25 protein-coding genes are annotated in these 23,204 nt (G+C 52.9%); 5 read left to right on the top strand and 20 right to left on the bottom strand.

Annotated elements, in window-relative coordinates; genetic code table 11:
• Positions 1–16: 16 nt before the first annotated feature.
• Positions 17–1,048 carry an ADP-ribosylglycohydrolase family protein gene (locus ACFR81_RS07705; RefSeq protein ID WP_343875211.1) on the top strand — a complete coding sequence of 344 codons (1,032 nt, stop codon included), beginning with the start codon at positions 17–19 and terminating at the stop codon, positions 1,046–1,048.
• On the opposite strand, the gene ACFR81_RS07700 is transcribed toward ACFR81_RS07705, so the two are convergent.
• The 7 genes from ACFR81_RS07700 to clpS form a co-directional block, all read right to left on the bottom strand.
• Positions 1,045–1,908, bottom strand: coding sequence for a phosphotransferase family protein (locus ACFR81_RS07700; protein ID WP_343875215.1), 864 nt, complete (start codon positions 1,906–1,908; stop codon positions 1,045–1,047). The two genes, ACFR81_RS07705 and ACFR81_RS07700, sit on opposite strands and share 4 nt — an antisense overlap.
• Before the next feature lie 85 nt (positions 1,909–1,993).
• Entirely contained in the window at positions 1,994–2,626 is a 633-nt protein-coding gene (locus ACFR81_RS07695; RefSeq protein WP_068170313.1) for a non-canonical purine NTP pyrophosphatase, read from the bottom strand.
• Positions 2,626–3,375, bottom strand: coding sequence for a ribonuclease PH (gene rph, locus ACFR81_RS07690; RefSeq protein ID WP_145173271.1), 750 nt, complete (start codon positions 3,373–3,375; stop codon positions 2,626–2,628). The genes ACFR81_RS07695 and rph overlap by 1 nt, the downstream gene beginning before the upstream one ends.
• A gap of 40 nt (positions 3,376–3,415) precedes the next feature.
• The gene (locus tag ACFR81_RS07685) at positions 3,416–4,267 is read right to left on the bottom strand and encodes an MBL fold metallo-hydrolase (RefSeq protein ID WP_343875220.1); all 852 of its coding nucleotides are present in this window, start codon (positions 4,265–4,267) and stop codon (positions 3,416–3,418) included.
• Entirely contained in the window at positions 4,264–5,229 is a 966-nt protein-coding gene (gene murI, locus ACFR81_RS07680) for a glutamate racemase (protein WP_186303149.1), read from the bottom strand. The genes ACFR81_RS07685 and murI overlap by 4 nt, the downstream gene beginning before the upstream one ends.
• A gap of 118 nt (positions 5,230–5,347) precedes the next feature.
• Positions 5,348–5,902, bottom strand: a complete 555-nt coding sequence (locus ACFR81_RS07675) for a DUF2017 domain-containing protein (protein ID WP_151144487.1) — start codon at positions 5,900–5,902, stop codon at positions 5,348–5,350.
• On the bottom strand, positions 5,903–6,208 hold the full coding sequence (gene clpS / locus ACFR81_RS07670; protein WP_068170322.1) for an ATP-dependent Clp protease adapter ClpS: 306 nt from the start codon (positions 6,206–6,208) through the stop codon (positions 5,903–5,905). It lies immediately after the preceding gene.
• A 230-nt stretch (positions 6,209–6,438) separates the two neighbouring features.
• Here clpS and ACFR81_RS07665 point away from each other — a divergent pair, with 230 nt between their 5' ends.
• Both ACFR81_RS07665 and ACFR81_RS07660 read left to right on the top strand, forming a co-directional pair.
• Positions 6,439–7,740 (top strand): nicotinate phosphoribosyltransferase, encoded by a 1,302-nt coding sequence (locus tag ACFR81_RS07665; RefSeq protein ID WP_318274997.1) that lies wholly within the window; start codon positions 6,439–6,441, stop codon positions 7,738–7,740.
• Between the two features lie 29 nt (positions 7,741–7,769).
• Entirely contained in the window at positions 7,770–8,390 is a 621-nt protein-coding gene (locus tag ACFR81_RS07660; protein WP_343875226.1) for an isochorismatase family protein, read from the top strand.
• Positions 8,391–8,443: 53 nt separating this feature from the next.
• Here ACFR81_RS07660 and ACFR81_RS07655 read toward each other — a convergent pair whose 3' ends face one another.
• The 5 genes from ACFR81_RS07655 to ACFR81_RS07635 all read right to left on the bottom strand — a co-directional run bounded on the left by ACFR81_RS07655 (position 8,444) and on the right by ACFR81_RS07635 (position 14,313).
• On the bottom strand, positions 8,444–10,243 hold the full coding sequence (locus ACFR81_RS07655) for a DEAD/DEAH box helicase family protein (RefSeq protein WP_145173283.1): 1,800 nt from the start codon (positions 10,241–10,243) through the stop codon (positions 8,444–8,446).
• Between the two features lie 207 nt (positions 10,244–10,450).
• Positions 10,451–10,744, bottom strand: a complete 294-nt coding sequence (locus tag ACFR81_RS07650) for a DUF3039 domain-containing protein (protein WP_343875233.1) — start codon at positions 10,742–10,744, stop codon at positions 10,451–10,453.
• Positions 10,745–10,849: 105 nt separating this feature from the next.
• Positions 10,850–12,394, bottom strand: a complete 1,545-nt coding sequence (locus ACFR81_RS07645; RefSeq protein WP_343875236.1) for a hypothetical protein — start codon at positions 12,392–12,394, stop codon at positions 10,850–10,852.
• Positions 12,395–12,441: 47 nt separating this feature from the next.
• Entirely contained in the window at positions 12,442–13,281 is an 840-nt protein-coding gene (locus tag ACFR81_RS07640; protein WP_343875553.1) for an ABC transporter ATP-binding protein, read from the bottom strand.
• A 93-nt stretch (positions 13,282–13,374) separates the two neighbouring features.
• Positions 13,375–14,313 carry a tetratricopeptide repeat protein gene (locus ACFR81_RS07635; protein WP_343875239.1) on the bottom strand — a complete coding sequence of 313 codons (939 nt, stop codon included), beginning with the start codon at positions 14,311–14,313 and terminating at the stop codon, positions 13,375–13,377.
• Between the two features lie 183 nt (positions 14,314–14,496).
• Between ACFR81_RS07635 and ACFR81_RS07630 the strand changes: the two genes are divergently transcribed.
• Complete coding sequence (locus ACFR81_RS07630) at positions 14,497–15,771, top strand: AI-2E family transporter (protein WP_238398051.1); 1,275 nt, start codon at positions 14,497–14,499, stop codon at positions 15,769–15,771.
• Positions 15,772–15,787: 16 nt separating this feature from the next.
• On the opposite strand, the gene ACFR81_RS07625 is transcribed toward ACFR81_RS07630, so the two are convergent.
• On the bottom strand, positions 15,788–16,123 hold the full coding sequence (locus ACFR81_RS07625) for an ATP/GTP-binding protein (RefSeq protein WP_068170339.1): 336 nt from the start codon (positions 16,121–16,123) through the stop codon (positions 15,788–15,790).
• Positions 16,124–16,197: 74 nt separating this feature from the next.
• Between ACFR81_RS07625 and nucS the strand changes: the two genes are divergently transcribed.
• On the top strand, positions 16,198–16,917 hold the full coding sequence (gene nucS, locus ACFR81_RS07620; RefSeq protein ID WP_151144475.1) for an endonuclease NucS: 720 nt from the start codon (positions 16,198–16,200) through the stop codon (positions 16,915–16,917).
• Positions 16,918–17,023: 106 nt separating this feature from the next.
• Here the strand turns inward: nucS and ACFR81_RS07615 are convergent, their stop codons facing one another.
• From ACFR81_RS07615 to atpE, 7 genes are all read right to left on the bottom strand, one after another.
• Positions 17,024–17,281 (bottom strand): F0F1 ATP synthase subunit epsilon, encoded by a 258-nt coding sequence (locus ACFR81_RS07615; RefSeq protein WP_343875247.1) that lies wholly within the window; start codon positions 17,279–17,281, stop codon positions 17,024–17,026.
• Positions 17,282–17,283: 2 nt separating this feature from the next.
• Entirely contained in the window at positions 17,284–18,747 is a 1,464-nt protein-coding gene (gene atpD / locus ACFR81_RS07610) for a F0F1 ATP synthase subunit beta (RefSeq protein ID WP_343875249.1), read from the bottom strand.
• Between the two features lie 47 nt (positions 18,748–18,794).
• The gene (locus tag ACFR81_RS07605; protein WP_068170347.1) at positions 18,795–19,727 is read right to left on the bottom strand and encodes a F0F1 ATP synthase subunit gamma; all 933 of its coding nucleotides are present in this window, start codon (positions 19,725–19,727) and stop codon (positions 18,795–18,797) included.
• A gap of 74 nt (positions 19,728–19,801) precedes the next feature.
• Positions 19,802–21,427 carry a F0F1 ATP synthase subunit alpha gene (gene atpA, locus ACFR81_RS07600; RefSeq protein WP_145173303.1) on the bottom strand — a complete coding sequence of 542 codons (1,626 nt, stop codon included), beginning with the start codon at positions 21,425–21,427 and terminating at the stop codon, positions 19,802–19,804.
• A 150-nt stretch (positions 21,428–21,577) separates the two neighbouring features.
• Positions 21,578–22,396 (bottom strand): F0F1 ATP synthase subunit delta, encoded by an 819-nt coding sequence (locus ACFR81_RS07595; RefSeq protein ID WP_343875253.1) that lies wholly within the window; start codon positions 22,394–22,396, stop codon positions 21,578–21,580.
• On the bottom strand, positions 22,396–22,944 hold the full coding sequence (locus ACFR81_RS07590) for a F0F1 ATP synthase subunit B (protein WP_343875256.1): 549 nt from the start codon (positions 22,942–22,944) through the stop codon (positions 22,396–22,398). Before ACFR81_RS07590 ends, ACFR81_RS07595 begins: the two co-directional genes overlap by 1 nt.
• A 47-nt stretch (positions 22,945–22,991) precedes the next feature.
• Positions 22,992–23,201: an ATP synthase F0 subunit C gene (gene atpE, locus ACFR81_RS07585; RefSeq protein ID WP_186303135.1), complete on the bottom strand. Its 210-nt coding sequence runs from the start codon at positions 23,199–23,201 to the stop codon at positions 22,992–22,994.
• Positions 23,202–23,204 lie beyond the last annotated feature (3 nt).

The raw sequence follows: 23,204 nt of genomic DNA, 5'->3' as shown, positions 1-23,204 counted from the left end.
AAGATAAGATAGGTGCATGACTTCGACTTTTCAGCCCGCACCTCAAATCACCCACCCGGCTTTCGCCCAGGCTTGCTCGGCGTCGCTTGATGCATTAGCGAGCGCGGATGCGGCGCTGCATCAGAGCAAAAGCCCCTCCGATGAAACCTGGTTTGCGCTGTACCAGCTAGATGGGCTCAACGAAGTCTTAGAATGGAACAACGAGGGCGTAGCCGCCGATGAAACCGCGTGTATCTGGCTTGCGCTTTTGCGCATGATTCGCACGGTTCACAGTATCTCCCCCGACGGCGCACCTTTTGCCTTAGATCGGGCAATCGACTCCCTGGCTCCGCACAGCTGTAGCGGCCACATCGATGCGACCATCATGAAAGCACTGAACCAGAGCGACATGCAGCTCCTGGAGAAGAACATCAATACTGAGGCACAGGACGGCGGATCGCTCGTTCGCTCAGCCATGATGGGTTTTCTACCAGTGGAGGATCCCACCACCGTAGCGGTATTGACCGCTCGCGCAGCGGCCTTGACCCACGGTCATGAGCAAGAAATATTCAGTGCAGTTGCAGTCGCTCTTCTGGTGCGCTCGCTCCTGGCGGGCGTCACTGATGGTCAGCAGCGCTCCGAAGATGGGCTTCTAAGCCAGGCGTTGGAGGCAGCCGCGGATTGGTTCGTCCGGTTGCCGCTTCCCCAGCTCCCTGGCCATGGAGAAGAGATTGAGAAGATTCTGCGGGGTGCTCTCAATTCTCCCTCGGAGGTTCGGATTCAAGATCGCTCAGCCCCAGTCAATACTGCCGGTGCGATACTGAAGGAATCCATCATCCTGACTTTTTCTATGTTGAGTACCTCTGAAATTTCGGATTCGAAGCAATCCACTCAAGCTCTTCCCACTGGTACTGTGCGCGCTCGTCTGCTGGCGACTTTCTTCGCCAGCATCGCCCGCCCAAATCAAGCCTTCTCAGCCTCAGAACAGGTAGAGCCCACCCATCCTGCGATTCACAGCGTACTGGAGAATTTCTTCGCTCAAGTGGGAGCCAGTCCCTTAGCAGCTTAGATTTCTTCGCGGTGATCCATCAGCCAGTTATCGGCTCGTTCCACAGCCAACCGCACAATCGCCCCGCCCATGCCATTATGCATAGAATAAGCGACAGCTTCTAAGGCCAATTTGTGCGAGATAGTTTTGGCTCTCTCTAGTTCAACAGAACTCAATGATTTCTTGAGCGAATCCCAGCCATACCAGTTTCCCAACGAAGCCCAGTCATAAGCGGGATCAGCTATGCATGCGTGATCCCAATCAATCAAGCCCACCAACCGGTCACCGTTCCACAGGATATTGTGACCGGCTAAATCGTTGTGAATCAGCCGAGGTTTCATTGGCTCCAGCTCTAAAACGTTCTCAATAATCTTGTGAGCGTAGGGGCGGTTGCTCCGCAACAGTTGAGGAACCACATCATCTTGGAGTGTCCCGACCCAATCCTGACCACCCCAGTGACAATGCGGCTGATCCAGGTAAGGCTCCATACCGGTGTAATCAATCGAGTGTAAATCTCGAAGCATATGCGATAGAGCTTTTGGCGAAGCCGGGCCCGGATTCTTCGGTTCACCCTTGATCCAGTGCAGCCCCACCGCCGTCATTCCATTGCGCGTAATGGTTCGAGTAATCGGACGAGGCACAGCAAAAGAAAGACCAGTGGGTAATCGGCGAAGTGTTTCCGCACGCCTGGCCACTTTAGCCCCAGTGTCAGGAGTCTTAGCAACGCGGACGCTCAGTCGCCCCTCCATGTTAATGACGAAGTGGGCTGACCCTCCTCGGCGCACGTCCCATCGGTCGCGGGCAACGTTGAGACCCGCTTGACGCATAACGGCATCCACCACAGGCGCAAAATTGGCTTGGTCTAGGTGAGCTCGATGCATGGTTTTCTCAACCCCAAAGAATAAGAACTCTCACGACGTTGTGGAAAGTCCCACAGGCAGCACTGGTCAGGCGCCACCTTGCGGTTTACGATTCAAGTGCCTGGCGAAGATGCGGGATTAAAGCGGTGAACGCACGAGCGCGGTGGCTCATAGAATTCTTCACTTCTGCCGGTATTTCAGCACATGATTTTCCAGCATACTCCCCTGTGAGCTCCGATGGAGCCAAAATGGGGTCATAACCGAAGCCGCCTTCACCTGCGGGCTGGCGCAAGAGTCGACCGGGCAACTCCCCGTATTCCACAGCTTCGGATCCATCTGGGGTCACCATTGTTGCTGCGCAGCAGAATTTTGCCCGGCGGTGACTATCGTCAATATCCGAAAGCTGTGCCAGGAGCAAATTAATATTTGCCGCATCATCACCGTGGTTCCCAGCCCAGCGAGCGGAGAAAATCCCTGGAGCTCCTCCGAGCACATCAACTGCAAGCCCAGAATCATCGGCAATAGCAATCAACCCGGTAGCAGCAGATACTGCCCTCGCCTTTTTGAAGGAGTTTTCGGCAAAGGTAACGCCGTCCTCAACTACGTCGGGGGCGTTGACCGCAGTGGCATCGACCACGTCAGTATCTACGTTCAGACCTGGAATTTGTCCGCGTAAAATGTCACGGAGCTCGCGCAGCTTACCCTGGTTATGCGAGGCAAGAACAACTTTGGCAGGCATTAGGACTCCCCCAGAACCTGGCGCTGGATGGCAGCGAGTTCAGCGGTGCCTTCAAGCGCAAGATCGAGGAGCGCGTTAAGCTCCTCGCGGTCGAAGGGAGCACCTTCAGCAGTTCCCTGCACCTCCACGAATTTGCCGTCGCCTGTCACCACCACGTTCATGTCGGTCTCAGCACGAACATCTTCAACGTAGGGCAAATCAAGCATGGGCACGCCGTCGATAATCCCCACTGAGATGGCGGAAACTGAGCCGGTCAGAGGCTGAGCTTTGGCACGAAGAATACCCTGACTCTTAGCCCACTGAATTGCTTCCGAAAGCGCTACATAAGCACCGGTGATGGATGCAGTGCGCGTTCCTCCATCTGCTTGCAGAACGTCGCAATCCAACACAATCGTGTTCTCACCAAGCGCTTTGGTATCGATGACGGCGCGCAACGAGCGGCCGATGAGGCGAGAGATTTCGTGGGTGCGCCCACCAATCTTGCCTTTGACAGATTCTCGGGAAGAGCGGGTGTTCGTTGCCCGAGGAAGCATCGCGTATTCAGCGGTGACCCAACCTTTGCCTTCGCCTTTGAGCCAGCGTGGCACTCCTTCGGTGAAGGAAGCGGTGCACAATACTCGGGTGTTTCCGAATTCAATGAGCGCCGACCCCTCGGCGTTCTTTGACCAGCCGCGGGTAATGGTGATGGGGCGCAGTTCATTGGTGGCGCGTCCGTCTGCTCGCAGAACGGAGGTGTTTTCTTGAGCCATAGTAGGTTGTTCTCCTATGAATGATTGAAGCGAGAAAAGTTTAGGGAAGTGTTTTGTTGATGACTTGCAGGGTTGTGGTCTGTGTCGGCGAGTCATCGGGGCGAGGATGTACCTGATAGGTGGCGCTGGTTTCTGCCACCCCGATGCCGCCGTCGAACATTTCTTGGGCTTCTGCAAGAATTTCTGCAGGGTCATTCCAGATGGGTAAGTGAGTCAGCAACAGGTTGCGGACGTTCGCCTCTTGGGCAGCAAGACCTGCACGTTTACCGCTGAGGTGGATGCCACGCAGGTGATCATCTCGACCTTCCTGATAAGCGGCTTCGCAAAGAAAGAGGTCTGCGTTTCGTGCAGCATCCACCAGCCCCTGGCAGGAATCCGTGTCGCCCGAATACGTCAGAACGGTGTGACCTTCTTCCGAATCGCATTCAATCCGCAGAGCATAGGGCTCTTTGACAGGATGCTGTACCTCATAAGGGGTTACCGTAAAAGGGCCAATCTTGATGGCTTGCCGGGGGGTCCAGGAATGGAAATCAAACTCGGTGTGCATACCGGTTTCCATCGTCAGCCCATGAGTGTTAAGAAGGTACTGGTGAATATCCGTGGGACCATACAACGGGATAGGGCCTTTGGGCCATCCACGTGGATCCCACTTCACTGCCACGTGTACACCAGATAAATCAATGCAGTGATCGGGGTGAAGATGGGAAATCAAGATGGCATCAATCTCTGAAAGATCAACATGCCGTTGCAGTACGCCGAGGGCACCATTGCCCATATCAACTAGTACTCGCCACGTTCGACCAAACTCGTCCGTGGCGGCAATCATATAGCAAGACGCCGGGGAAATAGAGCTGGGAAAAGAACCCGAGCATCCGATAACCGTCAATCTCATGTTTTGTCCTGTTCCAAGGCATTGTCAGGTGCGCCAAATAGTTCGGGCGCGATGGTTTTTTGGGCGTTGCTCAACATCTCTGGGGTGAGGGTCGCCAAAGAACCGGTGGGGAATTGCTGGGCCACTGAATCGGTTTGACGCACGGTAGCCACTTCGGGCCCTAAGAAGCGGCGTGCTAGTTTCTCGAACGATTCTGTTTCCCCGGTGGCAAGAAAATCGTAATGGGTGGGGGTGTTATCGGTGCGTTCCATGTTATGGGCAACGAGCGCACGGTAAACGTCTTTTGCAGATTCTTCCGACGAAGAAACAAGCGTGACCGATTCACCCATAATGTATGAAATAACGCCGGTGAGAAGCGGGTAGTGAGTACACCCGAGCACCAGTGTGTCTACTCCAGCCTCTTTGAGGGGACGCAGATATTCTTCAGCGGTGGCTAGAAGCTCTGGGCCGGAGGTAATACCCCGTTCTACGAATTCCACAAAGCGTGGGCACGCCACTGAAAAAATATCATAACCGCTGACGGTAAAGGTGTCTTCATAGGCTCGTGATGTCACCGTTGCTTCGGTAGCAATCACACCGATTTTTCCATTGCGCGTAGCAGATACTGCCCGGCGTGCAGCAGGTTGAATTACCTCGACGACGGGAATCCCATAAACACGAGTGTATCGTTCTCGGGCGTCTCGAAGTACAGCAGCCGAGGCAGTATTGCAGGCAATCACCAGCATTTTCACTCCGGCATCTACCAATTCGTCCATAATGCGCAGAGCGTTAGCGCGCACCGAAGCTATCGGGAGAGGCCCGTAAGGGCCGTGGGCAGTGTCACCTACATAAATAATGTTTTCGTGCGGCAGCTGATCCATCACTGCGCGAGCTACGGTCAATCCTCCTACACCCGAGTCAAAAACGCCGATGGGCGCTGCAGGTGTAGGCTGCGCGGAAATGTGAGAGCCCCAAGGGGTCATTACTGTGGCGGTTTCTTCGTATGACATGCTATCTCTGAGAATACAGTGAGAATTTCTAAGACAGTGGAATTTGCATTACTTGCCCATGTTTCAGGGCGAATATCACGGTGTTATTCATTTAGTTCAATGAATCCAACATGGCTTCCATGAGGGTATCGAGAAGCCAAGAGACAAAGTTATAAATTAGCGACATATAGTCTTCGATGTCTTCAACAGCATTCCAGTCGGTTTTTTCTGCAATGAGCTGAGCATCGTTTTCGTTCTGGATGTTGAGGCGGGCTGCGAGTGTCAGCCGAACATCATTGAGTGCAGCTGCCCATGCGCGGGCATGCTCGGCGTCGAGAACGACATCGAGTTTTTCTAGATCCATCGCGGCTAGTTGCAAGTAGCCAATTTTTTCCTGGCGCAGTGAAATCTCTGTATAACGGCGGTATTCGTCGGCAACTTCTGGGTCGTCGCTCGCTACCGGAAGCATTCGTGCGAGCGCCGGGTCGGTGGGTGCTGAAACGTTTTCTGAAATACCTACCAACGCCGCTAGCGGGTCTTGTCCTTCGTCAGTATCGGGTTCGAGGGTGGTGGCGACATCGGTAAACAGCTTTTGGAGCAGAGATGCTTCTTCTGCATTAAAGCGGGCAGTCAGCCCTTTGCGGCCGCTCTTGAATCCTTGCGCCATTTATTCGCTCACCCTTTCAAAAGTTGCCCAGAGTCCCCAGCCGTGCATTGCTTGTGTGTGTTTTTCAGCTTCTTCGCGGGAACCGGTGAAAACGACGGTTTTTCCTTGCTCGTGCACCTGCATCATGAGGCGGTGTGCTTTGTCTTTGCTGAATCCAAAATAGGAGCGAAATACATAGGTTACGTAGCTCATCAGATTTACGGGATCGTTCCAAACAATGACTTGCCAGGGCACGCCCGGTGCAACCTCAAATTCTGTCTCTTGAGCGAATGCCGCTTCAAGAGCTTCCTGGGGTGCAGCTGACATGTAACAATCTCCTTATTTTCCCTTGCGTGAGCCTTTGGTTCAGCGGGTCATCTTTGACCACACCCTGTCACTTTCCCTCAGCCTATCCTAAATTTGCCTTGAATTTACTCAGCTATTTTTCACTATTTGTTCATCTGCCGGTTGAGCCAGGGTTTAGTTTATTCTGCTGTTCTCAACACACGAAGCACTGAATATATTCCTCTAAGCGTTTTACCCGTAAAATATAGCCTGTGTCTACCTCAACAGCATTATTGACTGATCATTATGAGCTCACCATGCTCCAGGCCGCTTTGAAGTCTGGTGCCGCTCACCGCCATAGCTTCTTTGAAGTATTTACGCGTCGGCTCCCTGCCGGACGCCGGTACGGAGTGTTAGCCGGAACCGGCAGGTTTCTGGAAGGACTCAAGAATTTTAAGTTCGAAAAAGAAGAACTAGATTTCTTAGCGAACACTCACGTGGTGAACGATGAGACTCTGGAATATCTGAGTAATTTCTCGTTCAGCGGCAACATTTTTGGGTATGCCGAGGGTGAAGTTTATTTCCCGCACTCCCCCGTCTTGCAGGTGGAGAGCACCTTTGCCGAAGCGTGCGTACTTGAAACTTTCATTCTTTCTATCTTGAATTACGATTCCGCTGTAGCTTCTGCTGCTTCGCGCATGTCTCTAGCGGCGGGCAATCGCCCCTGTTTAGAGATGGGTAGCCGCCGCGCCCACGAGGAAGCTGCTGTAGCGGCAGCACGTGCAGCAATCATTTGTGGCTTTACCGGCACCTCTAACCTAGAAGCTGGTCGCCGCTACGGTTTGAATACTATTGGAACCTCTGCCCACGCTTTTACCCTCCTGCACGATACTGAGCGCGATGCTTTCCAGGCGCAGCTCGATTCTTTGGGCGTGGATACTACTTTGTTAGTGGATACCTACGACGTCGAAAAAGCAGTGCGCCTCGCGGTGGAGTTGGCTGGTCCCGAGCTAGGGGGCGTCCGCTTGGATTCCGGAGACTTGGTTGCTCAGGCTACCTGGGTTCGCCAGCTTCTCGATGAGCTGGGAAACACCAAAACCAAGATTACTGTGACCTCTGACCTGGACGAATATGCTATCGCTTCACTCGCCGCAGCTCCCGTTAACTCCTACGGTGTGGGTACCAAATTGGTGACCGGTTCGGGCGCCCCGACGTCGTCCATGGTCTACAAAGTAGTAGCCCGCGAAAACGATGAGGGTGTCATGGAACCTGTGGCAAAAGCATCCACGGGTAAAGCGTCCTATGGCGGTCGTAAGTATGCGGTGCGCAAAATCAATGAACAGGGTAGAGCAACTGCTGAGGTTATTGGGGTTGACGCGAAAGCGCCTTCCGATTCAAACGATCGCGACTTGATGGTCGATTTCGTCAAAGACGGAAAAATCCTCGAAGGGTTCACCGGGGCTGAAGGTGTGCGTCGTGCTGCCGAACGTCACGCTCGTTCGATTGCTGAACTCCCCCGAGCGGCGTCTCGACTGTCTGAAGGCGAGCCTGTCATCCCATCCCAATTCATCTAATTCGATTCTCTGTAAAGTAGAGGAAAACCATGTCTAAAGCTTTGATTATTGTCGATGTTCAAAACGACTTTTGTCCCGGTGGTAGCCTGGCAACGGAAAACGGTGCCGACGTCGCCGCAGCAATTAGTGAGTATGTAGAAGTGCACCACACTGATTACGATGCAATTGTTGCAACCCAGGATTGGCATAAAGATCCCGGTTCACATTTCTCAGAAACCCCCGACTATAAAAATTCCTGGCCGGTACACTGCAAAGCAGAGACGAACGGGGCGGAAACTCACCCGAATCTCGATACCGACTACATCGAGGCTTTCTTCCGTAAGGGTGAATTCGAGGCCGCTTATTCAGGCTTTGAAGGTATTTTGGCGCCGGAGGATACTGTCATGACCGGCGAGCGCGATGTCCATGAAAATCCTGAAGACAATACCCCCAAGCTGTCTTTGGACGATTGGTTGCAGGAGCGGGATATCACCGAAGTCGATGTCGTGGGAATCGCTACAGATTTCTGTGTCAAAGCGACCGCTCTAGATGCTGTAGATGCCGGGTATGAAACCCAGGTATTGGCAGAGCTCACCGCGCCTGTTTCCGATGAGGGATTCGAAGACGCTCTGGAGGAACTGGAGGACGGCGGCGTCACCGTCGTCAGATAACGCGGGAATGCAGGTGAGGGCGGAAGCTACGGTAGCTTCCGCCCTCTTTCTTTTTATTTACGACCGACGAACCAGTCCGCGAGTTTATCCAGTCGGGCTTGAATTTGCTCAGCGGAGGCTTGCGCCACCGGCGGTCCGCCGCATACTCGCCGCAATTCGTTATGGATGGAACCGTGAGGTTTGCCCGAGCGCACCGCGTAGGCAGACACATTTTTGGCTAATTTATTGCGCAGATCTTTGAGTTGGCGGTGGTCGACAACTTGAGGGGTGGAACCGGTAGGACGCCGAGAGGCATGTTCTTGCTGATGAGCGCGCAATAGTGTACCTACTTGATCGGCATCAAGCAAACCGGGGATGCCCAAAAAATCTTGTTCTTCCTCCGAGCCAATGCCTACTGCGCCGGCACCGAATTCTGAGCCATCAAAGAGAACACCGTGGAAGGACGCCTGGGAACCAATCGCCTCAAATTTGCCCTTAGTCAGCTCCTCAGAGGCGCGGTCCTCACGGTTTGCTTCTTCAATGAGGTGATCGTCCAGGCCCTCGTTAAGGGGATCCTGAGGAATGTCATCACCAGGTGCTTTGCGGTCGAGGGCATGGTCGCGTTCGGCTTCCATCTCATTTGCCAGGAGCATGAGCTGCGGTACCGAGGGCAAGAATACAGAGGCGGTTTCTCCTCGTTTACGGGCACGCACGAAGCGACCGACTGCCTGGGCAAAAAATAGGGGTGTGGAAGTAGATGTTGCGTACACGCCCACAGCAAGACGGGGCACGTCCACGCCTTCAGACACCATACGAACCGCTACCATCCAGCGCTGCTCCCCTTCGGAGAAAGCATCAATTTTGCGGGAGGCGGTTTTGTCATCGGAGAGCACCACGGTGGGTTTTTCCCCCGTGATTTTTTCGAGCTGGGCCGCATAGGCACGTGCATCCTGGTGGTCGGTGGCAATGACCAACGCACCGGCGTCGGGCACTGTACGGCGCACTTCGGTGAGTCTCTTATCGGCTGCCGAAAGAACCGTGGGAATCCACTCGCCGTTGGGATCAAGAGCAGTTCGCCACGCCTGGGCAGTGATGTCCTTGGTAAAACCCTCCCCTAGGTTTGCCGCCATTTCTTCACCGGCAGAGGTGCGCCAGCGCATCTGCCCGGAGTACGCCATAAAAATAACCGGGCGCACCACATGGTCTTTAAGCGCCGGACCATATCCATAGGAGTAGTCAGACTTTGAACGGCGAATACCGTCTTTACCCTCCTCATAGGTCACAAAGGGGATTGGTGAATCATCTGAACGAAACGGTGTTCCGGTCAGAGACAGACGTTTATGGGCTGGTTCAAATGCTTCACGGAGACCATCACCCCAAGACAGGGCATCACCAGCGTGGTGAATTTCGTCCATAATCACCAGGGTGCGCGCGTTCTCGGTGCGAGCACGGTGCAACATGGGCTTATTCGCTACCTGGGCGTAGGTAAGGGCAACACCCTGATATTCGCGACCGTGGGTACCGTCAGCATTCTTGAAGTTAGGGTCAATCGAAAGCCCGACGCGCGCGGCGGCGTCTGCCCACTGCTTCTTCAGGTGGTCAGTAGGGGCGACAACCGTCAGACGGTTTACTTCTCCCCGGTCAAAAAGTTCTTTAGCTACGGTAAGGGCAAAGGTGGTTTTACCTGCGCCGGGGGTAGCTACAGCCATAAAATCCCGCGGGCGCTGGGTGAAGTAGAGGTGCATTGCCTCTGCCTGCCAGGCACGAAGTTTGGTTGCTGTACCCCAAGCCGCACGGTTAGGGAAGGCAGGAGAAAGATCGGGAGACGGCGTTGGCGCTGCGTCAAAAAGCGATGGCTGTTCGGAATCACTCATTCATTTCCCCTTTAGTCGTCTACCTTCTGATTTTGCTAGTGAGCCACTCGTTTCCTGCCCACGCACCAGAGATGATTCTAATACTTTCTCCTTTGCTCAGAGGCCGGAAATATCACAGGCGTTACGGTCGACTGGCGCAAATACACGAAAAACCACCCAAGAATGAAAGATTAATAACATCATTCTCGGGTGGTTTCTGCTGAGGGTTTATTGATCGTCCTCGTTGTCTTTGCCCGGGCGGAGCCCGTCGTAAACTTCCTTGCACTGCGGGCACACGGGGAACTTCTCGGGATCGCGGCCGGGTGTCCATACTTTGCCGCAGAGCGCACGCACTGGGTTTCCTGTCAGCGCGGATTCCATGATTTTTTCTTTACGAACGTAGTGGCTAAACCGTTCGTGGTCGCCAGGTTCTACGTTCTGAGTTTCCTCACGTTCAAGGAGGGTGGTGCCCCCTTGAGTTTCGTGAGCGAACGGATCTTCAACTCCGGGAATGGATGACATGTGCTGACCTCCTGGTCATCCGTGCAAACTCTTTCCGCACGGGTTTCAGTTTGTGTTGGTGCTATTGTATCTTGCCGGTCAATATCTGCGCGGCACAACGTTCACTTAGCGAAATTGGCTCACGCGTTGGAGGGTCTCGGCGGAGTGAGCGTCATACCGTGCAGCTCCCACGGTTAGACCGATAAAGAAAACGATGGCGCCAATCAGCAGAGAAACCGCACCGCTCAACCACATCCACAACGGGCTGGAGGTTGAAGAATAAACAATCCAGAGGATTCCGCCGGGAATTGCAAATGCCATGAGCACCAGCATGATCAACCCTCGAATCAGACCTTTAGAAAAGCCATCCGATTGTTTGGGGGTCTTGAAAGGACTTCCTCCAGGTGGAGGTACGGGAACTGAGATGAGCATATCGACAAAGGCAGACAGCCCGACACCGCATAAGAGTTGCCCTACGCCCAACCCCATAATCGCCGGAAGTGAGGCAAAATTATCAAACCGCCAACTCAGAAAAAGGGAACCGAAAATAATTAACGGCCCCATCAGCACCAGCAAGCCCCATGCTCTGCCCCAACGATCGTCCTTACCGCTTACAGGAGCTAGCACGTTCATGGAAAATGCCGAGTTCTCGTAAGAAATGAGGTAGGAATACACGTAACCTGCCAGGGCAGGGACAAATACCGCCGCCATCGCGAGTAAGACTGGATTGCCCGTTGATTCCTCTCCTATGGAGACTCGTCCAAAGAGAGTAAAAAGTACATAGAACGCTGGAATCATAATGATATTGAGGTTACAGCGCGGATCCTTTACCAACATATGCACGGTTCGAGCGGCAAGAGCTCCTCGGGGGCTGGCAGGGAAATGTTTGAAGATGCCGGTGTTTCCGGCCTCAACTTGTTTCGATGCCGTGGTTCCACCGATTTCGCCGATGCGGCTCATCGCACGGTTAAGAAGTTTCGCCCAGATAACCCAGGACAGAGCAAGGTATATCAGGCTCAGAACCAGGAAAAGCAGGGCTTTACCCCAGTGCCCCATATAGACCGCGCTAGCTACGGCAAAAGGCGCGCCCAGTGGGGTCCAGGACAGCACTTTCATAGCTGAAGGGAGCGCATCCCAGGCTTCGCCTAGCCCCAGAGCTAACCCAGCGACCAGGGGACCAGCGCCCATCATCAGTAGGAACCCTACGATAATCAGCCCTTGTTTTACCCCTGGAATGGAGCTGATTTCTATGGCGAGAAGGCTAATAATACGCGAAATAGTCAGGACAAGCGCCAGTCCGAGAGGAATCATCAGCACGTAGACAACCAGCGACACCGGGTGCCGCCAGAGTAAGAGAGCAGTCACAGCACTAAAAAGCACCGTCGCAAGACCGGGTAGACCAATCAAGCCGCCCAGCAACTGCCCCAGCTGAATATCTTTAGTTTTCAGCGGATATGGCGCAAGATGGTCGGGATCTAAGGTGGCATCGGTACCCGAAGCAAAAATCGGAAGAATCCACCATAGCAGTGCCAGCAGAACTCCTGCTCCCACGAGCAACATAGCTGTTTGCGGGTCATTACCTTCGTGTGCCCCTTGCGTCGCGGTAAAAACTCCCCATCCCACGAGAGCACCCAGCAGATACAAAGAACCGAAAATAGTCCCGACAATCACCCAGGCATTCCCTTTAAAGGAAGCGAGAAAATACCGCCATTTCAGATTTAAGAGGACTTTAACCATGAAATCCCCTCCGAAATCTTTCGACCACCTACGAGTTCGACGAACCGGTCTTCCAAAGATGAGTCACCGCGTACTTCGTCGGTTGTCCCAGCAGCCAAAATGCGACCATCACTCATAATTGCCACATGGTCGCAGAGTCTTTGCACCAGATCCATGACGTGGGAGGACAATATGACGGTGCCTCCACCCTGTACGTAGGCTCTGAGAATATCCTGAATATTCGAGGCAGAGACCGGATCCACCGCCTCGAACGGTTCATCGAGAACCAACAAGGATGGGGCATGAATCATAGCGGCAGCCAAAGCCACCTTTTTCGTCATACCCGCCGAATAGTCGCTGACGCGCCGTCCTGCAGCCTCCGTCAAATCAAGAGCAGCTAGCAAATCGGCGGTGCGCTGAGCTACAGTCGCCCGATCCAGTCCGTGCAACAACCCAGCATAGGTAATCAGCTGCTCCCCCGTGAGCTTGTCAAAAAGAAATACGCCATCAGGTAATACACCAATTTTGCTCTTAGCGCTCTGAGGGTTCTCCCACACATTGATGCCATCGATGAGCACCGTCCCTGCGGTAGGGCGAAGCATGCCAGTAGCCATCGACAACGACGTCGTCTTACCGGCACCATTGCGCCCTACCAGACCAAAGAAAGAACCCCTCGGAATAGTGAGGTTAATACCGTCTACGGCTATCTTGTCTTTGAAAGCCTTCACAAGATTCTGAATTTCAAGTGCGGGTCGGTGTAAGGCTTCTGCAGGAACTTCAGCAGCCACCGCCTCAGCGGTTGAAACTGGTGTGGATAGAGATTGTTCAGTGGAATCATCCATGCTGATGGATGGTCGGGGAAGATGCGTGTTCTCACTCATATTTCTACCGTATAAGTTTGAGCAGAATACTGCATCCTCCCCTAGGAGTACTTCTTAGAACAGAGCCATCATCAAATCGGCGCGCGCCTTAGTCACGCGAGGATCATGAGAGCCCACTACTTCAAACAGTTCTAACAGACGTTCGCGCACCACGTTCTTCTGTTCGGCGTCCACTGCCTTGAACAAAGTAATCAATCGGCTAAAGGCGTCCTCCATATGCCCACCCGCTACATCAAGGTCAGCAACGTTGAGGGATGCTTGAACATCCTGGGGGTTTTCAGCGGCGCGCTCGCGTTCCTCCTGAAGGTTAAGGTGGGCAACACGTGACAGCAACCCCACCTGTGCTAGCCCAATCTTTGCATCCGTATCGCCGGGATTTTCGTTGAGAGCTTTTTGGTAGGCGGTTTCAGCCGCAGAAAAATCTCCCCGGTCAATCGCCTCTGCTGCTTCTTGGTGCAAGGGAGGAAGCGGTTTTTCTTGCTCTTGGGAAACGTTGGGTTCAAATCCGCCGGGAAGCTGTTGTTGTGCGGCAATCTGCAAAAGCTGTTGCAGGACGTCGGTGAGTTGTTCTAGGGTGACTTGCGAGTTAAACATCGGGGCAGGCTGCCCGGCAATGACAGCGACAGCAGCGGGCACGCCCTGAATCTGAAATGCTTGACCGATTTCCGGTTGCTTGGTGATATCAACGGTTGCAAGCAACAAATTGCCCTGCGCCGAGTTCACCAACTTTTCCATGTTTTCTACGGTCTCTAACGACGCCGGAGAATGCTCGGCATACATCGCGAAGACTACTGCGCCCTGCGATGATAGCTGGACAAATTTTTGAAAATCCTCACCGGATTCAACTTCAAATCGCCAGGTAGGTTCATCGCCTGCAGATTGAGATGTTTCTTCAGCTGCTGGTGCGGTTGAAAATTCTGAGAGATCCGGGGCGTTTCGTACAGAGGCGGGGAGGTCAATATTTTGGTTAGCTTCGTGCGGTGATTCAGACATCATATTCTCCTTATAGTTCTCACGAACTCATCTATCTTATCTGAGCTCTTAGAATGAACTTTCTTCAGTTATCCTGCCAAATCCGCCCTCTTTTATGGGCTAAAAGAATCAATTCTTGCGATGGGCTGAATCTCAAAAGCTACAGTAGATGTCAGACTAATATTTTTCGATGAGATGAGCCCCATGCCCCAGCTAAAAACTGATGCTTCAAATTTTATGAGCCATCTGAGACACCTTGCGGCAGCGCAGCGTAAGAAATATCAAAAGCTACCGCAGATTCCCGGTGCCCAGCCTAGGCCGCGGTTTGATCCACCGACCAACTCTTCGGTACGTGCAGAATCTGACTTTGCTTTCTCTGGCAACTCTGCCGAGCACGAAGCTCGCCTCTCTGCTCAGCCGGTTCAACATTATTCTCTCAGCAACCCGGTTCTTGCAGGTTTCATGCTGACGGTCGGTGTGGGTCTTGCTCTGCTGGGTTGGTATATTCTGACCAATGTGGGGGCTCTCTCCGGGTGGATTGTTGGCGCACTTTTCATTGCTCTGGGTCTTGATCCGGCGGTGCGACGTCTGGAAAAAATGGGCTTACCTCGCATTGCCGGTGTTGCTCTCGTCGTTTCGATATTTGCCCTGGCCGTCGTGGGCTTAGTTTCTTGGGTTGTTCCTAAAATCGCCAACCAAACTGTGCAGTTTATTAGCGACTTTCCCCATGAGTTCGATCAATTTCTGAATTCAGATTTTTTCTCTTCGATTGATCGCCAGTGGGGGGTACGCCACATAGTCGATGAGGCAGTGACGCAGGCAACCGGAGAGTTTACTGCCGATTCAAATGCGGTAGGCAGTTTTCTGAATAATCTCGTCGACGCAGGCTCAATGCTTGCGAACATCATCACCGGCACCATTATCGTGCTGATTCTTTCGCTCTACTTCCTCTCCTCTTTGCCCCTGATGAAAGCATGGTTCGTGCGGCTCACCCCCGCTTCACGACGCACCCGTGTCAGCGCCTTGACAGAAAGTATTACCGGCGCTGTCGGACATTACGTGGCTGGTCAGGCTATTGTCGCGCTGCTCAACGGTACGTTCGCCTTTATCGTTATGCTCATCATCGGCGCACCGTTCCCCCAGCTTCTCACGCTCTTTGTGGTCATACTGGCTTTCATTCCGCTCATCGGTGGCGTCTCCGCTGGGGTACTGGTCTCGCTGGTATGTCTGTTGGATAGCTGGCAAACTGCGCTTGCTTTTGCGATTCCTTACTTTATTTATCTTCAGGTGGAGGCTTACTTCATCTCGCCCCGCATTATGTCAAAGGCGGTGGCTGTACCCGGTGGTATTGCCATCATCGCAGTTGCTGCCGGGGGCGCACTGTGGGGTGTGCTTGGTGCGCTCATCGCTATCCCTGTGGCTGCTTCTTTGCTCATCTTGGTTAAAGAAGTTCTTGTACCCCGGCAGGACGAACATTAGAACCCAGCGCAGGCACCTACCATTTGCTGCGTGTCTGCCAGCATTTGCTATGCCAGTGACGCCGCTCCTCAATAGCTCGATCTTTGCCAAACATGTGGTCTTCGCGCCAAATGACGAGGTGCGCGGTACGTGGAGGTATCTTCCGCCCGCACTCAGGGCAGATATAGGTTTTGAGCGCGTTGACCGCCGGCATAAACTGAATAAACCAGTCGCCATCGAAACTGTGTTCTACATAGGGTGCGGGGTCCAGAATTCTAGAAATATCTCTGCCCTGCGGCATGGCTTTCTGCCATTTAGAGGGCTTCTGACCAGAATTTGAAGAACGACCGCGGGATCCTGAACGTTTAGGCATAGTACATATTGTGGCATAGTTGATGAGCTTCATTCGGGCTGCTTCCAACTCTGCTGAGCTGTTAGAGTTATGGAGTGCGTCTTGTAATAGCTGAATGTTCCGTAGATTATGTAGGTCGGCTCAAAGCCCACCTCCCCCGAGCTACCCGCTTGCTCATGGTAAAAAATGATGGTTCCGTTCTGATTCACTCAGACGGTGGCTCTTATAAACCGTTGAACTGGATGAGTCCTCCTGCAACTATGCACGTTGCTGACCGAGAAGAATTAGCGAGATCTACTACTTTTGAATTGGAAGATGACCCTGATATCCAGGAGCTCTGGCGCGTTCAGGCGGCTAAATCCGATGATTATCTGCTGATTCGCGTCTACGGCGTGGTGGGAGAGCTCTCTCATGATTTAGGTGTTGATCCCGGTTTAATCAAGGACGGTGTTGAAGCCGATTTGCAACGCCTACTCGCTGAACAAATCGAAGTCTTAGGTAGTGGATACCGGCTCGTGCGCCGCGAATATCCAACTGCTATTGGGCCAGTCGATATTCTCGCGCGGGATTCTCAGGGTGCAGCTATAGCTGTGGAACTCAAGCGCGTGGGCGACATCGACGGTGTCGAGCAGTTGACCCGCTATCTTGAATTGCTCAATCGAGATCCCCTGCTCTCCCCCGTCAAAGGTATTTTCGCCGCTCAGAAAATCAAGCCTCAGGCACGGGTACTCGCAGAAGACCGTGGTATCCGGTGCGTCAGCTTAGATTACGATGCCATGCGCGGAGTCGACGACGTCGATTCTAGGCTCTTCTAAAACTTCCGCCATCGTCGTTGATGCGCATATGTAATCTTCATCCATAGACACCACATAAAAAAGAACCCCTCCTGTTAGGAGGGGTTCTTTTGCTGGTGGACTCGCGCTAGATATTAGCGTGCTTTGCAGCGATAATGACCTTGTTGTTAGACACGGTCAAGAAGCCTTCATGAAGACGAGTCACAATCTTTTCACCGGAAACCGGTTCAATGATGAGTTCGCCGTCTTCAGCAAGCAAAGCCATGGTCGGAATATGCCCGGACATAATTCCGATATCACCGTCAAGAGTACGAGCACGAACGTACTTCGCTTCTCCCGTCCACACTTTTTTCTCACGAGAGACTACTTCGACGTTGAGTGCCATGATTACTTGGCTCCAGTCTGTGCCTTGAGTTCTTCGTACTGACGCATGACGTCGTCCATGCCACCAATGTTGTAGAACGCCTGCTCGGGAATGTGGTCTACATCGCCGCGGCAAATCATCTGGAATGATTCAATGGTGTCCTTAATGGGAACAGTTGAACCCTCAACACCGGTGAACTGCTTAGCAGTGTAGGTGTTCTGGGAGAGGAACTGCTCGATGCGACGTGCACGAGAAACAACGACCTTCTGTTCTTCGGAAAGTTCGTCCACACCAAGGATCGCGATGATGTCCTGGAGTTCCTTGTTTTCCTGAAGAATTGCCTTCACCTGGATTGCGGTGTCGTAGTGTTCCTGACCGATGTACTGAGGATCCAAAATACGTGAAGTGGAAGTCAGCGGATCGATTGCGGGGTACAGACCACGAGCTGCAATCGCACGGTTCAACTCGGTGGTTGCATCGAGGTGAGCGAAGGTAGTTGCCGGAGCGGGGTCGGTATAGTCATCCGCTGGAACGTAAATTGCCTGCATAGAGGTAATGGAGTGACCACGGGTTGAAGTAATGCGCTCCTGCAAAAGGCCCATTTCATCAGCCAAGTTGGGCTGGTAACCCACAGCTGAAGGCATACGACCGAGAAGGGTAGAAACTTCTGAACCAGCCTGAGTGAAGCGGAAGATGTTGTCAATGAACAACAAAACGTCCTGGTTCTTTACATCGCGGAAGTATTCCGCCATGGTCAGACCGGTCAAAGCTACGCGCAGACGAGTTCCTGGGGGCTCATCCATCTGACCGAAAACGAGTGCGGTGTCTTTGAGAACACCTGCTTCTTCCATTTCAACCCAGAGGTCGTTACCTTCACGGGTACGCTCACCAACACCAGCGAATACCGAGGTACCACCGAAGTTACGAGCAACACGGGTAATCATTTCCTGAATCAGAACGGTCTTGCCCACGCCAGCGCCACCGAACAGACCAATTTTACCGCCCTTGATGTAGGGGGTCAGAAGGTCGATTGACTTGATGCCAGTTTCCAGCATTTCGGTGGAGCCTTCGAGCTGTGCAAAGCTGGGAGCCTTACGGTGAATTCCCCAGCGCTCGTCGGCATGAATTTCTGAGTTATCTACGTCAAGAGCATCGCCCAAAACGTTGAAGATGTGACCCTTGACGCCGTCGCCCACGGGAACAGAAATCGGAGCGCCGGTGTCCTGAACAGACTGACCGCGGACAAGTCCGTCGGTAGCCTTGAGAGAGATTGCGCGCACGAGTGAGTCGCCGAGGTGCTGTGCAGTTTCAAAGGTGATGCTCTGGGTTACGCCGCCGATAGTAATTTCAGCGGTAAGAGCGTTGTAAATGTCCGGTACCTGACCGGCAGGGAACTCAACGTCGACCACAGGGCCGATGACGCGCGCGATGCGGCCAGTAGCGCCCTGAGTCGGCGTGGTTGCCGATTCATTCAGAGTGGAGGTCATTGTTCTCACTTACCTGTATAGAGAAAGTTGAATAAGTATCTTCGATATTAGGAGGCGGCGAGGGCGTCTGCGCCGCCCACGATCTCGGAAATCTCGTTGGTGATTTCTGCCTGACGAGCGTTGTTCATGAGTCGGGTGTATTTCTTCACCAGTTCGTCTGCGTTATCGCCGGCAGACTTCATAGCGCGCTGGCGAGATGCCAGCTCACTTGCTGCTGCTTCGAGCAAGCAAGCGTAAAGTCGTGAGGCAATGTAACGGGGCAACAGCTCATCAAGAACTTCCTGCGGGCTCGGTTCAAAGTTGAAAGCTGCGTTCTGATCTACCAGAGCATCCTCAATCTCTTCGCCGGGTACAATTTCGTCACCGATACGCTTGGTATCTGCAACTGCCAAAGGCAACATACGCAGAATCTTCGTTTCCTGAGTCACCATCGAGATGAACTCTGTGTAGACAATGTGAAGATCATCCACACCGCCCTCTTCGTAAGGGCGAGCGAAAGCGTCAAGCAGAGCTTCACGCATTTCAACAGCCATCTCTACGTTGGGGCTATCGGTATTTCCTTCCCACGAACGTTCATAGTCGCGCTCACGGAATTCGAAGTAAGACTTCGCTTTACGTCCTACGAGGAACAGCTGAACTTCGCGCCCTTCGCTACGAAGCTTCTCAATCAGGCCTTCAGTCTTTTTCAGGACTGAAGAAGAGTAAGAGCCTGCGAGACCGCGATCGCTGGTCAAGACCAGAACTGCAGAGCGGCGGTGCTGAGCATTTTTATCGCTAATCAAGGGGTGCTTGATAGAACCCTGGGCAGCAATAGCAGTAACAGCCTTAGTCAAAGCAGCAGCATAGGGGCTAGCCGCATCCGCGCTCTGACGTGCCTTGTTAATACGAGAGGTCGCGATCATCTCCATCGCCTTGAAGATTTTCTTCATGGACGACGTCGAAGCAATCTTTTGGCGGTAAACCCTAATCTGGGCTCCCATAGAGCTTCCTTTCTTCCTCAGTGGGCGTTGTCTTCTCCTTCACTGGAGAAGACAACGCTACTGCGGAGTAATCGCTAACCGATGGTTTCCTGAGAGACTTCCGAGTCAGAAACAGGCTTGTGCTCTTCATGGCCAGCTTCTACAAGGTGGCTTGAGCCCTGTGAACGGAAATCACGCTTGACAGCTTCAACGCTTGCCTTCAGCTCGGCGACGGTGTCGTCTTCGAGCTTTCCGGTTTCAGCAATGTTCTTCAACGCGTTGCCGTGACGACGGAGGTAGTTGATGTATTCCTTCTCGAAGCGAAGAACATCTGAAACCTCGATGTCATCCAGGTAGCCGTTAGTACCTGCCCAGATGGAAGCCACCTGATCCTCAACGGAGTAAGGAGAGTATTGGGGCTGGCGCAGAAGTTCGGTGAGGCGAGCACCGCGGGTAAGCTGCTGCTTGGAAGCGTCGTCCAAGTCAGAAGCGAACATTGCGAATGCTTCCATCGCACGATACTGAGCCAAATCAAGCTTCAGGGTACCTGAAACTTTCTTCATTGCCTTCGTCTGTGCAGCGCCACCGACGCGGGAAACCGAGATACCTACGTCAACAGCGGGACGCTGGTTGGCGTTGAACAAATCGGACTGGAGGAAGATCTGACCGTCGGTAATGGAAATAACGTTGGTCGGAATAAAGGCGGAAACGTCGTTAGCCTTGGTTTCAATAATCGGGAAGCCGGTCATCGATCCTGCGCCCAGCTCATCAGAGAGCTTTGCACAACGCTCGAGCAAACGAGAGTGTAGGTAGAAGACGTCGCCGGGGTATGCTTCGCGTCCTGGAGGTCGGCGAAGAAGAAGTGAAACGGAGCGGTAAGCTTCAGCTTGCTTGGACAGATCATCAAAGATAATCAGGACGTGTTTGCCGCCGTACATCCAGTGCTGACCAATGGCAGAACCGGTGTAGGGAGCAAGGTACTTGAAGCCAGCTGCATCTGATGCAGGAGCTGCAACGATGGTGGTGTATTCAAGTGCGCCGTGAGTTTCAAGAGTCTGGCGAACAGCTGCGATAGTGGAAGCCTTCTGTCCCACAGCAACGTAGATGCAACGAACCTGCTTGGATGGATCACCAGTTGCCCAGTTAGCCTTCTGGTTGATGATAGTGTCCACTGCAATAGCGGTCTTACCGGTCTGGCGGTCACCAATAATGAGCTGACGCTGACCACGACCAATCGGGATCATCGCGTCAATTGCCTTCATACCGGTCTGAAGGGGCTCGTGTACGGACTTACGCATGGTAACGCCCGGTGCCTGAAGCTCCAACGCACGGCGGCTTTCGCTCTGGATTTCGCCTAGGTCGTCGATAGGCTGACCCAGTGGATCAACGACGCGACCGAGGTAGCCTTCACCAACGGGTACAGAAAGCACTTCACCAGTGCGGTGGACTTCCTGGCCTTCTTCAATACCGGTGAAGTCGCCCAAGACGATAACACCAATTTCGCGGGTGTCGAGGTTTAGTGCAAGACCAAGAGTGCCGTCTTCAAAACGGAGCAACTCGTTAGCCATTGCAGAAGGAAGACCCTCGACGCGGGCAATACCGTCAGATGCTGACGATACGCGACCCACCTCTACTCGTTCTACATTGCCGGGTTCGTAAGACGCCGCGAATTCATTTAGCGCATTACGGACTTCATCGGCATTGATGGTCAAATCGGCCATCTGTGTCCCTGCTCTCCTTATACATGATTTCCAACTCTGCTTCGAGAGGTGAAAATCGAAAACTTGCTTTATACAGTTACGTTCCCGTCCACAATTTGCTGTGTACGGGAACGGGGCCGTACACGTGTATCTGCTAAATCAGTGTGTTGACTATCGCTGGGTGAGTGCTCGATTGAGATCGGAAAGTCGAGTCTGAACGGTGCCGTCCATCATGTCGTCTCCTACCTGCACTCGCAGCCCACCAATAAGCGATGGGTCAACAGAAATATCTAGCTTCAGTTCTTTGCCATAAGCGTTGGAAAGACCAGAACGAAGTTTCTCGATCTGGGCTTCTGACAAGGGTCGTGCTGTTGAAACACGTGCAATGGAACGGTTCTGTTGTTTGACGATAATATCGACAAACTTCTCGGCCAATCGCGCAGGTGTTGCCCCGCGAGGCGCCTTTGCGACGCGTTCAATGAGCAACTTACCCTCAGCAGATTGGGGGTTACCGCCCAGGACCAAAGCCAGCTTCTGTTTAGCGTCGTTAGATGCACGTTCTTCAGTCAGTGCGGTCTGCGCTTCTGCTAAATCGTCCACAGAATTGATAAAGGTCAACAATTCGTTGATAACGTTTTCAAGACCCTGAACGCCGTTGTTCGCTTCTGCTGAATAAGCTGAAGCTTCAACTGCTGCTTGTTCAAGAGAATCTGCAAGATCGCGTTCGTTAGACCAGCGTGCCGAAGCTGCTGCCTGTACTACCTTGATTGCCGATTCTGAAATCTTGCCACCGAAAATGGTGGAGCAAATGCTTGCGCGACTGTCTGCCGAACGGGAAGGGTCTGTTAGTCCACGGCGCAAACCACCGTTTTCATCCAGAACATCGACTACAGCAAATAGTTCTTGAGCGAGATGATCAGGGTTTGCACCAATATTGGCGGCTAGTACCTGTTCAACTTTCTTCAATGATTCAGTAGATACTCCTGCCATTACCGAGTAGCACCTGCATTCTGCTTTTCGGTTTCTAGGTCAGCAAGAAAACGATCTACCACACGAGCCGATCGCTCATCATCATTAAGGGATTCGCCCACAATCTTTCCAGCCAGTGCAGTTGCCAAAGTTCCAACTTCCGAACGGAGTGAAACGGTAGCTGCTGCGCGTTCTGCCTCGATTGATTTGTGTGCATTTTCGGTAATGCGCTGCGCTTCAACAGCGGCGCGTTCCTTGGATTCAGCAATAATTGCATCACCTTCGGCGCGTGCTTCTTCACGAATTTTCTGAGCTTCCAGACGAGCGCTTTCGAGCTGCTGGTTGTACTCTTCGCGTGCTGCTGCGGCTTCAGCCTGAGCTTTTTCAGCCTTTGCAAGACCGCCCTCAATCGCTTCCTTACGATCCTGATAGATCTTTTCGAACATCGGGAAAACGTATTTGGCAACGATGAAGAAGAGGATCAGGAACCCAATGAGCGTAATGACCATTTCCCAAACATTTGGGATAAGAGGGTTTGTTGCACCCTCGGCAGCCATCAAATATGACATAGGGAAAATTCCTGTTCTATAGATTGGTCAGTTAGGACTCTCGTCGATTAGACGATGAAGGCCAGAACCAGACCAAGAATTGCCAAAGCTTCAACCACTGCGAAGCCCATGAACAGCATAGGCTGCAGGGTGCGCTGGGATTCAGGCTGGCGAGCAACAGAAGTCATGTATGCAGCGAAGATCAGACCCACGCCGATACCGCCACCAATAGAAGCGAGGCCGTAACCAATTGCGTTCAAGGAGCCGGTAAGTTCCATGTT

Source organism: Rothia amarae, assembly GCF_042677725.1.
In the GTDB taxonomy this organism is placed as follows: Bacteria; Actinomycetota; Actinomycetes; order Actinomycetales; family Micrococcaceae; genus Rothia; species Rothia amarae.
Note: the sequence above shows the minus strand (reverse complement) of the source record. Positions and strands in the feature narration are given on the sequence as shown.